The 14,596-nt window shown below is 38.3% G+C and carries 14 protein-coding genes; 8 read left to right on the top strand and 6 right to left on the bottom strand.

Annotated elements, in window-relative coordinates; genetic code table 11:
• Complete coding sequence (locus NSQ71_RS14700) at positions 1-1,482, top strand: AMP-binding protein (RefSeq protein WP_340734156.1); 1,482 nt, start codon at positions 1-3, stop codon at positions 1,480-1,482.
• Positions 1,479-2,627 carry a thiolase family protein gene (locus NSQ71_RS14695; RefSeq protein ID WP_130156496.1) on the top strand — a complete coding sequence of 383 codons (1,149 nt, stop codon included), beginning with the start codon at positions 1,479-1,481 and terminating at the stop codon, positions 2,625-2,627. Before NSQ71_RS14700 ends, NSQ71_RS14695 begins: the two co-directional genes overlap by 4 nt.
• A gap of 201 nt (positions 2,628-2,828) precedes the next feature.
• Here the strand turns inward: NSQ71_RS14695 and NSQ71_RS14690 are convergent, their stop codons facing one another.
• Positions 2,829-3,446 carry a DedA family protein gene (locus NSQ71_RS14690; protein ID WP_117016936.1) on the bottom strand — a complete coding sequence of 206 codons (618 nt, stop codon included), beginning with the start codon at positions 3,444-3,446 and terminating at the stop codon, positions 2,829-2,831.
• Between the two features lie 101 nt (positions 3,447-3,547).
• Entirely contained in the window at positions 3,548-3,787 is a 240-nt protein-coding gene (locus NSQ71_RS14685) for a hypothetical protein (protein WP_339210283.1), read from the bottom strand.
• Between the two features lie 198 nt (positions 3,788-3,985).
• On the opposite strand from NSQ71_RS14685, the gene NSQ71_RS14680 reads away from it, so the two are divergent.
• Both NSQ71_RS14680 and NSQ71_RS14675 read left to right on the top strand, forming a co-directional pair.
• Entirely contained in the window at positions 3,986-4,561 is a 576-nt protein-coding gene (locus NSQ71_RS14680) for an NAD(P)H-dependent oxidoreductase (protein WP_327848599.1), read from the top strand.
• A gap of 81 nt (positions 4,562-4,642) precedes the next feature.
• On the top strand, positions 4,643-5,467 hold the full coding sequence (locus tag NSQ71_RS14675) for an aldo/keto reductase (protein ID WP_094244595.1): 825 nt from the start codon (positions 4,643-4,645) through the stop codon (positions 5,465-5,467).
• 441 nt (positions 5,468-5,908) lie between these two features.
• Here the strand turns inward: NSQ71_RS14675 and NSQ71_RS14670 are convergent, their stop codons facing one another.
• A complete protein-coding gene (locus NSQ71_RS14670) occupies positions 5,909-6,382 on the bottom strand; it encodes a thioredoxin family protein (RefSeq protein ID WP_339210281.1) in 474 nt (157 codons plus the stop codon).
• A 299-nt stretch (positions 6,383-6,681) separates the two neighbouring features.
• Positions 6,682-7,101, bottom strand: a complete 420-nt coding sequence (locus NSQ71_RS14665; protein WP_063387257.1) for a disulfide oxidoreductase — start codon at positions 7,099-7,101, stop codon at positions 6,682-6,684.
• A 158-nt stretch (positions 7,102-7,259) separates the two neighbouring features.
• On the opposite strand from NSQ71_RS14665, the gene NSQ71_RS14660 reads away from it, so the two are divergent.
• Together NSQ71_RS14660 and NSQ71_RS14655 are read left to right on the top strand one after the other, a co-directional pair.
• On the top strand, positions 7,260-7,682 hold the full coding sequence (locus NSQ71_RS14660; protein ID WP_063387258.1) for a CBS domain-containing protein: 423 nt from the start codon (positions 7,260-7,262) through the stop codon (positions 7,680-7,682).
• A 297-nt stretch (positions 7,683-7,979) separates the two neighbouring features.
• Positions 7,980-9,728, top strand: coding sequence for a phospho-sugar mutase (locus NSQ71_RS14655; protein ID WP_063387260.1), 1,749 nt, complete (start codon positions 7,980-7,982; stop codon positions 9,726-9,728).
• Between the two features lie 342 nt (positions 9,729-10,070).
• Here the strand turns inward: NSQ71_RS14655 and NSQ71_RS14650 are convergent, their stop codons facing one another.
• Complete coding sequence (locus NSQ71_RS14650) at positions 10,071-10,316, bottom strand: YhdB family protein (RefSeq protein WP_063387261.1); 246 nt, start codon at positions 10,314-10,316, stop codon at positions 10,071-10,073.
• A 155-nt stretch (positions 10,317-10,471) separates the two neighbouring features.
• Positions 10,472-10,909, bottom strand: coding sequence for an Rrf2 family transcriptional regulator (locus NSQ71_RS14645; protein WP_063387262.1), 438 nt, complete (start codon positions 10,907-10,909; stop codon positions 10,472-10,474).
• Positions 10,910-11,086: 177 nt separating this feature from the next.
• Here NSQ71_RS14645 and hmpA point away from each other — a divergent pair, with 177 nt between their 5' ends.
• Entirely contained in the window at positions 11,087-12,307 is a 1,221-nt protein-coding gene (gene hmpA / locus NSQ71_RS14640; protein WP_340734155.1) for an NO-inducible flavohemoprotein, read from the top strand.
• An 873-nt stretch (positions 12,308-13,180) separates the two neighbouring features.
• Entirely contained in the window at positions 13,181-14,596 is a 1,416-nt protein-coding gene (locus tag NSQ71_RS14635) for a SpoVR family protein (RefSeq protein WP_063387264.1), read from the top strand.

Below are 14,596 nucleotides of genomic sequence, written 5' to 3'. Positions count from 1 at the left end.
ATGGGGATCGGGAGAAACATTAGCCAATTTGCATACGAACATCCTCAAAAACCGGCAATTCAACAAATAAATGGACGGACGGTTACATATTATGAACTGTACGAAAATATAAAAAAAATACAAACAGCTTTCATTCGATTGACAAACAAAAAAAATATAAAAGTTGGCATATTAATGGGAAACACTTCAGAATTTTTAGAAGTGTTTTTTGCCGTTATTACACTTGGCGGGATTGCTGTTCCTTTTGATCCAAAATGGAAAAAGCGCGATATCCGGCATGTATTGGAAAGCTGCCAGCTGGATATATGCATTGGAAGCCGCAATTTTTTGGAGAGGACCGGAATAAAGCATGAGAACGTCATGTTAATTGATGAAATAAAAAAAGATGTCCAAACGGATCATCACGAGAAGTGGGAAGAGTTTGATGAAGAATTGTTTTATCTCGGCTTTACTTCAGGTTCAACTGGAAAACCGAAAGGATATATGAGAAATCATAAATCCTGGCTGGAAAGCTTTAATGTAGGAGAACAAATTTTTGGATATGGAAAAAATGATGTCATCATTGCTCCCGGCCCTTTATGTCATTCGTTGTCCTTGTTTGCGGCTGTTCACGCCTTACATATCGGGGCGACTTTTTATTTGCTCCCGGCTTTTTCTCAAAAGGAAACATTCAATATTTTGTTAAAGAGAGAGGCAACTGTATTTTATGGCGTTCCAACGATGATTCAAGCTTTGCTTCAAATGATGAAAAATGAAGAGAAATGCATAATGAACAATGTAACAATCATTTCGTCTGGTGCAAAGCTTTCTTATGAAGCTAGAAAGCAGTTAAAAGAAAAGTTTCCGAACGGACAGTTGTTTGAGTTTTATGGCGCATCGGAATTAAGCTTTGTCAGTTATGTCGATGATGAAATTTTTAAAATAGCGCCAAAAAGTGTCGGCATTCTTTTTCCAGGTGTGGAAGTAGCAATCAGAAAAAAAGATGGGTCGGAAGCATCCTTTAATGAAGTTGGGGAAGTAGTCGTACGCAGCAATTTATTATTTTCAGGGTATTTCAACAACCCGATTGAAACAAAAAATGTATTGAAGGATGACGGCGCATCAATTGGTGATTTAGGGTACTTAGACGAGAACGGTTTTCTAACGATCGTTGGACGCGAGAAAAATATGTTCATCAGCGGCGGTTTAAATATTTATCCGGAAGAAATTGAAAAAGTTTTGAAGGAACGGGATGAGGTTGAGGAAGCGGTTGTTATCGGAGTAGAGGACGATTATTGGGGGCAGAAGCCGGTTGCATTTATTAAATGGAAAGAGAAAGCTCAGCATAGAAGCTTCAATGCATTAAAGCGCTATTGCCGATCTGAGCTCCCGTTATATAAATGCCCGCGAACGTTTTATGAAGTGGACGAGTTCCCTTATACATCCAGCGGAAAGATTGCGCGAAAAGAACTTGAATTCATTGTGAAAGGGGAAGAAAAATGACGATCCCTGTCATTGTTATGGCAAAAAGAACGCCTATTGGAAAAATGGGGGGAATGTTTAAAAACGTCCGCCCTGAACAACTGGCTGCTGCAGTCATCAAAGCGATTGTAGACGAGAGCGGAATCGATCCGCAGGAAATTGATGAAGTTATTTTAGGAAATGCGGTCGGTCCAGGAGGAAATATCGCTAGACTCTCACTCCTTTTAGCGGGGCTTCCCGATCAAGTTCCGGGTATTACTGTTGATCGCCAATGCGGATCAGGATTGGAAGCGGTGAATCTCGCTTGCCGGCTTGTCCAATCAGGAGCCGGCGACATTTATATTGCCGGAGGAGTCGAAAGTACGAGCCTTGCCCCTTGGAGAATTGAAAAACCTTTATCTTTATATGAAATGAAGCCACCTAAGATCTATACGAGAGCACGGTTTTCGCCGGAGTCGTTCGGTGATCCTGAAATGGGGGAAGCGGCGGAAAATGTTGCGGAAGCGTTTCAAATTTCAAGGGAAGAGCAGGACTTGTTTGCATACAGCAGCCATCAAAAAGCGGTTCAAGCGATGGAGAATGACAGATTCAGCAGTGAAATTGTCCCTGTAAATGGCATGGATCGTGATGAATGTCCAAGGAAAAGGTTGAGCTTGGAAAGGCTTCGTGCCATGAAGCCGATATTTAAAGAAAATGGCACAGTCACTGTTGGCAATTCTTGTCCATTGAATGACGGGGCTTGTGCCGTCCTTGTCATGTCTGAAAAAAAATGCCGAGAGCTTGGGCTTCTGCCCGTTCTGAAATTTGTCGATTGTACAAGTGCAGGTGTCGATCCGAACCTTTTAGGCATTGGTCCTGTTCCAGCAGTGCAACAGCTGCTGAAACGAACCGGCTTCCAAATGGAGGATATCGATTTAATCGAATTTAATGAAGCTTTTGCCTCTCAAGTATTGGCTTCTGTTAAGCAATTAAACATACCATTGGAAAAGCTGAATGTGGGAGGAGGGGCTATTGCCATCGGACATCCTTATGGTGCTTCAGGCGCTATTCTTGTTGCAAGGCTTTGCACAGAAATGAAAAGATTGAGAGGCAAACGGGCAATCGCAACATTAGGAATCGCAGGTGGTCTGGGCCTCGCTACATTGTTTGAATTGTATGACGCATAAAACAAATCATTGGAAAGCGCGTTTTCGAAGCAGCTTTCCAATATCCTTTCATTCGGCCAGGCAAGTGGAAATAATCGCTTATCAGCGATGAATGGAATAGCTAAGCCTCAATCATCATTGCGAGCGGTATTTGTTTGATTGAGGCGAGCTAAAAGTATAAAAAACGTGCATATATTATTTTTCAGCGCTTCAGGCAAAGCGTTATGATTTGGAGCGTCGGAATCGAAAAAAATACCAAATGATGATTGCAGCAAATACAAGAACGGCGATCACAGCATAAATGATTTTTGAATAAATGTCTATGTATTCGGTAATGAGAGGCCAAGCTTCTCCTAATCCCGCGCCAACCGATACGAGAAATATATTCCATACGAGAGAACCGATCGTAGTGAAAATCAAAAATAAAACGAAATTCATGTTGGACATTCCAGCAGGAATGGAAATTAAGCTTCGCAATAACGGAATAACTCGGCAAAATAACACAGTCCATATGCCGTAACGGTCAAACCAATTGTCTGCTTTATGTATATCCTCTTTTGAAATTTTCAATATGTATCCCCAACGGTCAACAATTTTTTCCAACCTCTCAACATCTAGCAACAGACCGACGCCGTATAAAATGATTGCACCGACAACGGAGCCGCAAGTTGCCGCCAAAATAACTCCTGGAACTGTCAAGTTCGAATAAGTGGTCATAAAACCGCCAAAAGGAAGGACAATTTCGGACGGAATCGGTGGAAAAATGTTTTCTAGCGCAATAATTAAAAAAATTCCGAGGTAGCCATATTGCTCCATAAATTCTGTAATCCAGTTTTCCATTCAAGTTCCTCCTAATAAAGAACAAATTCTCTATATATTATACTAAAGAAATTGTCCAAAAAATGATCAAAAATAAAATCTAGCCAATTGACTGGATGTCCCTAAAGAAGTATATAAAGCTCGTAAAGTGCAAATAAAACGGTGGACACAATGAAAATGTTTTTGGCTACTATTTGTTTTTTCTGTTTGTCGATGATTTTCAATTCTTTTTTATTTACTTTCGAGTGATTGGCTGCAATCCATTGTTTTACTTCCCATTTGTTTTGACAGGTCGCTAAATACGTTTCTCCATTTTTTCCAGTTGCATGAATAATAAAACGGCAAGTTTTTTTTGTACTCAAATAGTATTCCCAACCTTTTCAAAAAAAGATTTAGATTACTGTTATTTTATCAATTTCCAACTAACTTTCAACCTTATTTTATAATTATTTTCCATTTCAAAAATTATGAAAAATGAAAGGGGATTCATTATTTTCTGTCGTGCATGAAGTTTAACAAGAACTTTCATACTAAAAGTAACATCGTCTGGAGGTAGTTTTATGAATTCACTGATTATTTACGCCCATCCAAATCCAAACAGTTTTAATTACGCGATCTTGCAGACTACTGTACAAAAACTTCAGCAAAAGCAGCATGAAATTAGAATTCGGGATTTATATGAAATGAACTTTAATCCTGTCTTAAAAGAGGATTACTTTACAAAACACAATCCAGCCGTATCCAAAGCGATACAAGAAGAGCAAATGCATTTTTCGTGGGCAAAACAATTAATTTTTATTTATCCGACATGGTGGAACGGCATGCCCGCTATTTTAAAAGGATATATCGAAAAAATATTCACGAATGGCTTCGCTTTTACGTTTACGGATGAAGGGGCAAAAGGGCTTTTGCAAAATAAAAGAGCGATTATTTTTCAAACAACATCTCATCCGGAAAATTATTTAAAGCCGTATCAGTTAATTGCATCAATGGAGACAATCGTTGATGTCGGTATTTTAAATTTTTGCGGGATTGAAACAATCACTCATAAGTTTTTTTATTCAGTTCCTTATGTCGATGAAAATACGAAAAAGGCGATGCTAAAGGAAGTAGAAGATATAGTTGAAATGATTTAATTTTTTCGAAATATTCACTTTTTGACAGGGATCATGCATAATAGAAGTGATGCACCATAACTAGAAAGGGAGTGGAGTTGGTTGGTCAAAAGCTTGCAAGATACGGTGACTTTACATAATGGTGTTAAAATGCCGTGGTTTGGTTTAGGCGTATATAAAGTCAATGAAGGGGAAGAAGTAATTCAAGCTGTAAAATCAGCAATTAAAGCGGGCTACCGCAGCATAGATACGGCGGCATATTATAAAAATGAAGAGGGAGTCGGAATTGCGATAAAAGAATCGGGAATACCGAGAGAAGAACTATTTATCACAACAAAAGTTTGGAATGACGATCAAGGCTACGACTCTACATTAAAAGCGTTTGATGACAGCCTAAATCGATTAGGATTAGACTATTTGGATCTATATTTAATCCACTGGCCAGTTTCAGGAAAATATAAAGAAACATGGAAGGCATTAGAACGGTTGTATAAAGACGGAAGAGTTCGGGCGATTGGAGTCTGCAACTTCCATGTTCACCATTTAGAGGATTTATTGCAAAGTGCGGAGATTAAACCGATGGTTAATCAGGTGGAATTTCATCCAAGATTAACACAGGAGGAACTTAGAAAATATTGCAAAGAGCAAAACATTCAATTTGAAGCTTGGTCTCCGCTTATGAGAGGCGGGCTTCTCGATAATGAAACTTTAGCCGAGATTGCTGAAAAATACAATAAAACGATCGCACAGGTGATTCTCCGTTGGGATCTTCAACATGAGGTCGTGACAATTCCAAAATCGACAAAAGAGCATCGAATTATTGAAAATGCTTCTATTTTCGATTTTGAACTATCTCAAGAAGATATGGAAAAAATCGATTCCCTCAATAAAAATGAGCGGATAGGTCCTGATCCTGATACTTTTTAAAAGGTAAGAAATAAGAAATCGGTAATACTACAAGCCTTTCCTATATGCTGTTCAGCAGCTTTTGAAAGGTGAAAAAATGCTTCAGCTTCAATGGAAATACATTTGTGAGCTTGAAGAAGAAATATGTTTGGAAATCTTTCCGGATAAATTGATTATTTTGCGATAGTGATTTGCAAATCATTCATCATTTTGCTGGAGCCAAGCGTATGAAGACGATTTATTGCAGTGTGAACAAAATTTCTAAATATTGGAGATACGGATATTCTGTCCGCTTTTCCTGTTAAGATTGACAAAATTTGATTATTCAAAAAGCCGCTTTTGAAATAAAAGCGGCTTTAACTTTCTTGTGCAAGTTTTTGTTTTTCTCCGACAGACAATTGTTCCATATTGCCAAGCAGGCATTTACAGCTTCCATGTTTGTCATGAAAAGACAGGTTTTCCTTATTCTGATTTTGTCCAATTTTCCAGCGCTTCCCGAAAAACGCTTTTTTCCTGTGAACCGACGATACGATCGGTTTCTTTTCCGTTTACATAATGGACAAGCGTTGGAGTTGCATCAATTTTATACTCGTCCCAGCCCTCTTCAAACTCAAGAAGGTTGTATTGGTAGATATCCACATTTAATTCTTTTGCCAAAGGCATTAAGATCGGTGTTGTGTTTTTACAGTGCGGGCAGGTAGAACTGAAAAAATAGACAATGACATCTTCTTGATTATTTAATTTTGTTTCTAGCTCATCCGGAAGTATGATGTTTTGATAATTTGGATCATCCAGCAGCTTGACGGTTTCAGGATGCAGGCTCGACTTTTTGTACGGATTTCCTTCCGCCTTTTGCTTATTTTGCAAATTTGTTACAATTGCCAGTGCCGCGAACAGTACAATAATGATTCCGCCGAATATAAGCAGTTTTTTCATATAATTTGGCGAGAAGACCCCGTAATTTTAAAAATTTTGGGGAAAGTATCGCCGTTATTCACTCCTTTCGTTCCTTTGCACTAAAAAATGTAAACCGATTTTCATAAATGACGGGAATGACGGCAACCGCAAAAAATAAATGTTTATCTTTCTAAGACCTCATGAACTTGCCGGATTGCGATTAAGTCTTAATATGGGTAAAAAAACATAATTGAAAGCTATAAATCCAAAGGTTTTGTTTGCTGGTCTATAGAATTTGCATCATTCGCCTCTTGAAAAATCTGAAAATAACGGAAACGTTATCCTTTCTGCCGTAAAATGAAAAAGCTTGTGAGGAAAATAATTGAAAAGCCAATTAAAGCCAAGAAAGGAATTGTAACGAATCCAAACCAATTAATGTAGTCGCTTGTACAAGGAACTCTTCCGCATGCGAGGCTATGTTCCCCCAAAAAAGGAATTTTTTGTATAGAATAATGGTAAATGGAAATCATTCCTCCCATAATGGACAAAGTTAAGGAATAGCTTGCAATTTTGTAATCCTTTTTTACTACAGCTATTCCAAGTATAACAACGAGCGGGTACATAAATATCCTTTGAAACCAGCACAATTTACATGGTTCGAAATGCATGATCTCAGAAAAATACAGGCTTCCTAAGGTAGAAATTAAAGAAGCGATCCAGCCTATCAACAGCAAATTGTCTTTTCGCTTATCATCCATCCAACTAACCTCTCTGTTTTCTTTCTAAAGGCATTATAATACATTTCCCCTGAATTAAAAATGATTTTGCGATGAAATCAATAAAACATCAGCTAAGAATTATTATCATTCATAAATTTTTACATATTGTTCAAACTATCAACGAAAGGAGTGAGACTATGGATAAAATTCGCGATATCATGTCTTCTAATGTCATTTCCGTTTCATCAAATCAAACTGTTCAGGAAGCTGCTCAGTTAATGAGACAGCATAATGTTGGTGCGATCCCTGTTGCAGATAATGGACAATTAAAAGGAATTATTACAGACCGTGATATTACGCTTCGCTCAACAGCTCAGGGCAAAAACGAAAGCACAACCGTTGCAGAAGTTATGTCGACAAACCCTGTATGCTGTAGTCCAGACGCGAGTCTGCAAGAAGCTGCCCAAATCATGGCACAAAATCAAATTCGCCGGTTGCCTGTAGTGGAAAATAATCAAGTTGTCGGCATGGTCGCATTAGGAGATTTAGCAACAAATAAGACTTCTGATGAAGCGGCAGGAGAAGCATTAACAAACATTTCTGAAAAAGATCTTCAATAACCCCTCTTGCAATCCCGGGATGGGAGTGCCTTGCTGAAAAAAGAGCGTCCGTTTGGCGCTCTTTTTTCCGTTCAGTGGCAAAGAGCTTTGTCGCTCGGTTTGTTTTTTTTTCAAATGATACAAATAATACATAAATTTATAAATAACTCGAGAAATGGAAAGACGATCATTTGCGAAAAATATGTAAAAGCTGTTTCGAATAGTTCTAAAAATAGGGATGATCATCTCATTTCCATAAAATTTGTGATAAAATATTTCAGGAGAGAAAAAGAAGGGGAACTGGAGGGGTGTTAAGTTATGGCAAAGTGGAAAGAAAATTATCAACGATGGATATCGAAAGAAGATATAGATCAAGAGCTAAAACAGCAATTACTAGAAAAAGCAGACAATGAACTCGAATTAGAGGACTGCTTTTATAAAAGCTTAGAGTTTGGTACAGGAGGAATGCGGGGAGAAATTGGCCCAGGCACAAATCGGATGAACATTTATACAATCCGCAAGGCTTCTGAGGGATTGGCAAGATATATTGAATCTTTTGGAGAAGAAGCCAAAAGACGCGGCGTGGTAATTGCTTACGATTCCCGCCACAAATCGCCGCAATTTGCTATGGAAGCGGCAAAAACTATCGCAACGCATGGTATTCAAACTTATGTATTTGATGAATTAAGGCCAACTCCTGAATTATCTTTTGCTGTCCGTTATTTAAACGCATTTTCAGGTGTTGTAATAACGGCAAGCCATAACCCGCCGGAATATAATGGATTTAAAGTTTACGGAGAGGATGGAGGTCAGATTCCTCCAAAAATAGCTGATGAAATCATCAAAAAAGTGAATGAAGTTGAAAATGAATTAGAAGTTGCTGTTGAAAATGAAGATATTTTAAAACAAAAAGGCTTGATTAAAATCATTGGAGCGGAAATAGACGAAGCATATAATGAAAAGATCAAAACGATTTCACTGAATCCTAATTTGGCAAAAGAAGTAGATGTAAAGGTCGTTTTTACGCCGCTTCATGGTACAGCCAATAAACCGGTTCGACGAGCTCTTCAATCATTAGGCTATCAAAATGTAACCGTCGTCAAAGAGCAGGAGCTTCCAGATCCAAATTTTTCGACAGTGGCTTCGCCGAATCCTGAGGAGCATGCAGCGTTTGAGCTAGCGATAAGAGAAGGGAAACGCATTGATGCTGATATTTTAATCGGAACTGACCCTGATGCTGACCGTTTAGGAGTTGCTGTCAAAAATGACAAAGGCGAATACATTGTGTTAACAGGAAACCAAACGGGTGCGATTTTGCTCAACTATATCCTTTCTGAGAAAAAGAAAAAAGGATTGCTGCCTGAAAATGGCGTTGTTCTAAAAACGATTGTTACATCGGAAATAGGACGCGCAATAGCGGAGGAATATGGACTAAAAACAATTGATACGCTTACCGGGTTTAAATTTATCGGGGAAAAAATTAAAGAATTTGAACAAACGAAACAATACAAATTTCAATTCGGTTATGAGGAAAGCTACGGATATTTAATTGGCGATTTTGCCAGAGACAAAGATGCCGTTCAAGCGGCCGTTTTAGCTGTTGAAGTATGTGCATTTTATAAGAAAAAAGGGCTCACACTTTATGACGGATTAATGGAAATTTTTAATCGATACGGGTATTACAGAGAAGGGTTAAAATCGTTAACCTTAAAAGGTAAGGACGGAGCAGAACAGATTAAGCGAATTTTAGAATCTTTCCGCCAAAATCCGCTTGCTGAAATTGCAGGTAAAACGGTTACGATTATCGAGGATTATTTAACAAGTGAACGTACATTGCTTCAATCGAACAAAAAGGAAACAATTGATTTGCCAAAATCAAATGTATTGAAATATTTCCTTGAAGACGGATCTTGGTTCTGTTTGCGGCCTTCGGGAACCGAGCCGAAAGTGAAATTTTATTTTGCTGTTCAGGCCGATTCACTGAATAATAGTGAAAAGGCATTGGAAGAATTAATAAATGCCGTAATGGAAAAAGTAAATGATATTCTGACAGTTAAAAAAGCTTAACTCCATTTCGATTGAGATCCCTTCAGTCTGTCCAATAAGTCTTAAAAATAAGAGCGAGGGAGAAAAACAAGACGTTTTTCCACCCTCGCTTTTTCGTTTACGCTCTTAAAAAAGCGGGCTAAGTCCCGAGTTTTGGCAAAGTTGATAGCCGATTATAGCAGCGGATCAATAGCCATGAAAAAAGGCTCCTGAAAAAACGGGCTTTCGGCAAAAACGATCGCCGCTTTCAGCATTGAAGCAATAACTTAAACGACTAAAACAGAAAGAAAAAGCAACCCCATTTTTCAGAAATAACTTTTCTGAAAAAAGGTTGCTTAAACTATTGAGTCACCTTTCTGGAAACTATTTCAGCGCGATTTCCGGTTCAACCTCTGTTACGTTTTCTAATGCATGGTCAATATAACGAAGTAAAGCATATAGTTTATGCTCAATAATTTGATAATCGTGTTCAAAATTATAAGCGTGTAAAAAATGCTCAATTTTTTTGGAAAGAAAATCGTCGTTTGTGCGCACCATTAAAATAATCAAATTGTCCCATTGCGAACGGTGCGTGTAATATAATGCTTTGTCGTAATCCATTTTATTCATAATAAACATCCCTCCCTAAAAGGAGTTATGTTTATTGTATGAATAAATCGGTTTTTTGTACCGTTGCAAATGTTGGACATAACAACAGCCGTTTCTTTCAAAACAAATGTATAAATGCCTCATTCAAAAAACGAAAGACCATTTAAGGCTTTTTTCTACTTCACATTAAACAAATGCTTCAATTCGTTTTGATTTATGATTAAATCAGCGAGTGTGTACTGATCCAGCACTTGTAAATAAGCTTGCAAGGCTTGCTGGAAAACATGGCGCAGCCTGCAGGCGGATGTGATCACACATTCGCTGTTTTTTTCATTAAAACATTCGACAAGATGGAAATCTTCTTCAGTTTTTCTGACCACATCGCCAATATTTATTTCGGATGCAGGACGTGCTAAACGGAAACCGCCATTTCGTCCTCGAATCGTTTCAATATACCCGTTTTTCCCAAGCTGGTAAATGACCTTCATTAAATGGTTTTTTGAAATGCCGTACACATCCGCAATTTCTTTAATATTGGATAATTCCTCTCGGTTTTTCGTGCCAATGTAAATGAGCACACGGAGCGAATAGTCAGTATAGTTTGTAAGACGCATTGGCCTCCCTCTCTTTGTCCGTACTAGCTCCATTATACACTGATGGATAATTTAGGTTCAAAAATGTGACATCTTTTCAAAAGATGTATTTAAAATATTGCTTTTAAGACGAAGATCAACTATTTTAAAGATATATATAAAATACATCTTTTTTTAAAAACAAAGGAGTGCAAATTTATGTTATCCGAACGTACTATTGAAATTATAAAGTCCACCGTGCCAGTTTTAGCTAAGCAAGGAACAGAAATCACAAGTCATTTTTATAAACGAATGCTTTCCAATCATCCGGAGTTATTAAATATTTTTAATCATACAAACCAACAGAAAGGAAGACAGCAAACAGCGCTAGCAACCACACTTTATGCTGCTGCCGAGCGCATTGATCAATTGGAGACGATTTTACCAGTTGTGAAGCAAATTGCTCATAAACACAGAAGCTTAGGGGTTAAAAAAGAACACTATCCAATTGTCGGCGAAAATTTATTAGCAGCTATGAAAGAAGTGTTAGGCGATTTAGCAACAGATGAAATTATTTCTGCGTGGGAAGAAGCTTACAACGAAATTGCAAACGTATTTATCGAATTGGAGCAACGAATGTATGCTGACGCTGAAAATATGGAAGGTGGCTGGAAAGACTTTAAGCCGTTTGTTGTTGTCGATAAAGTAAAAGAAAGCTCTGTTATTACATCGTTTTACCTAAAACCGAAAGATAATGCTGTATTGCCATCATTCCTGCCCGGACAATATGTTACCGTAAAAGTAAAAATAGACGGCCATCAATATTTGCTGAATCGTCAATACAGCTTATCAGACGCTCCTGGCAAAGAATATTTTCGAATTTCTGTAAAACGTGAGGCAGAACCGGATCAACCAAAAGGGGTCGTATCGAATTACCTGCACGATGATGTTCAAATTGGCGATGAGCTTAATATTAGCGTGCCTGCTGGCGATTTTACATTGGATGTCACGCAAAACTCGCCGGTTGTTTTCATCAGCGGCGGTGTTGGAGTAACGCCAATTATGAGCATGCTGAATACGATAGCAAAAGAAAATCCTTCTAGACCGGTTCGTTTTGTTCACTCTGCTAAAAATGAAGATGTTCATGCTTTTCGCTTGGAAGTAAAAGAGTTAATGAATAGGTTGCCAAATGGAACATCCTTTATTTGTTATACGGAGCCGTCACGTCAAGAAAGCGCCAATCATACAGGTTATTTGACAAAAGACATTCTTAAGCAATTCATATCTGAAAATGCAGATTATTTTATTTGCGGCCCTGTGCCATTTATGAAAGCAGTCATTAATTATTTAAAAGAACTGGGGGTTGCTTCCGAAAATATTCATTACGAATTTTTTGGACCAGCTTTACAAATTGAGCAGCCTAAAGGTTCGACCATTTAATGTAGTTTTTCCAAAAAAGTTTTTAATATTTGGTGCCGTGAGAAGGCACCATTTTTGTGCGCCCGGCATGTATATGAACTATAGGGTGTAAGTCCCGAACCCCGAAGACAGAAGTAGAGGTTAGCCAAGAGCAAGGGTGTCCGTGGTGACGCGGAATCTGAAGGAAGCTGGAGGCAAAACACCGGTCCGAGGAACACGAACCTCATATAAGGCTAGGTATGATTGAGTGAGTTTGCAAAACAAAACAAAGCTCTTTCTGTCGAAGGTCATATCGAGTAAATGAGGCGGATAGATGGTGTGAAAGTGCATGTACTTACCCGGGGAGGTCTGGTGGATATGTGAAGTACGCTTCATAACCTACTTAGTGATAAGTAGCTGAACCGTCAGAAGTCAGCAGAGGTCATAGTATTAGTTGGTCTAGAACAACTAAGAAGGACCGAACAATTAAGAGAGAATAGCCCTTGGCATTCAGTGAGTCATGATGAACACAGAAAACGTAGTACCTCACTTGAGGGAGGAAGCGGTGAATCCCGTGGGAGACCTCTTGGAGGGTGGAGTGACCACTGGCATAAAGAGAACAGCTATTCACGGAAGTTATGAAAACTTGCGTCAATTATCTTAATTGAACCGCCGTATACGGAACCGTACGTACGGTGGTGTGAGAGGACGGGAGTTAATCGCTCCCTCCTACTCGATTTATAAGATTGTGTATTTTTGAACAGGAATGTCTCCCTTTTTAGCTTTTCGTTTGGTGACAGGCAGTTCAAGATGTGAAATGGAAATAGTGCAATCTGACACAACGTTCAAAATGTTTTTCATCATCTCCCGTTTGTTTTCATAAATTGTTGTAAGGAAAAAGAAGGGGGATGAACAATGAACAAGGAGGATCATAAAGTTCTTCAATATGCAATTGAAGAAATAACAGAAATCGCAAAGGGGTTTGGCCTTGATTTTTATCCGATGAGATATGAAATTTGTCCAGCTGATATTATTTATACATTTGGTGCATATGGGATGCCGACTCGTTTCTCCCATTGGAGCTTTGGAAAGCAATTTTATAAAATGAAGCTCCATTATGATTTAGGTCTTAGTAAAATTTATGAACTGGTGATTAACTCAAATCCTTGTTATGCCTTTTTGCTTGATACTAATTCTCTTATTCAAAATAAACTAATTGTTGCACATGTCCTCGCGCATTGTGATTTTTTTAAAAACAATATTCGCTTTAGTAATACGAAACGGGATATGGTCGAAAGCATGGCGGCAACAGCGGAAAGAATCAAGAAATATGAACTTTTATATGGAAAAAGAGAAGTGGAAAAATTTTTAGACGCGGTTTTATCCATCCAAGAACATATTGATCCGTCTTTAGTTCGGACAAAACTTTCTTGGAGCTTGGATGATGTTGATGAGGAAGAAGAGCTTAAGACATACAAAACACCGTATGATGATCTCTGGTCTTTAGGAGAAAAAAAAGAAAAAAGTGAACAGACAATCAAGAAAAAGAAAAAATTCCCTCCCAAACCGGAGAAAGACGTGCTTTTGTTTATCGAAGAGTATAGCCGGGAGCTTGAAGACTGGCAGCGTGATATTTTAACAATGATGAGAGAGGAAATGCTTTACTTTTGGCCTCAGCTTGAAACAAAAATAATGAATGAAGGCTGGGCGACGTATTGGCACCAGCGGATCATGAGAGAGCTGGATTTGACCTCTGATGAAGCAATTGAATATGCTAAATTAAATGCGGGTGTCGTACAGCCGTCAAGAACGAGCATTAACCCTTATTATTTAGGTTTAAAAATATTTGAGGATATCGAAGAAAGGTATAACAATCCGACCGAGGAAATGAAAAAGCGGGGAATTCAACCCGGTTCGGGCAGGGAAAAGCTGTTTGAGGTGCGGGAAATTGAATCGGATATTTCATTTCTTCGCAACTATTTAACAAAAGATCTTGTTATGCGGGAAGACATGTACTTATTTCAAAAACAAGGCAAAGACTATAAAATTGTTGATAAAGATTGGGAAAAAGTGCGGGATCAGCTCGTAAGCATGAGGGTGAATGGCGGTTTTCCGTACATTACGGTAATGGATGGGGATTATATGAAAAACGGCGAACTATATTTAAAACATTGGTATGAAGGGATTGAACTTGATATTAAGTACCTTGAAAAGGTGCTTCCATACATTTATCAGCTTTGGGGGAGAGGTGTCCATTTAGAAACGATTATTGAGGATAAACCTGTTTTATTTAATTTTGACGGCCGGAATGTCCATCGAAAATATTTGTAA

Origin of the sequence: Aeribacillus sp. FSL M8-0235 (assembly GCF_038000355.1) — a bacterium.
Lineage (GTDB): Bacteria > Bacillota > Bacilli > Bacillales > Aeribacillaceae > Aeribacillus > Aeribacillus composti.
Note: the sequence above shows the minus strand (reverse complement) of the source record. Positions and strands in the feature narration are given on the sequence as shown.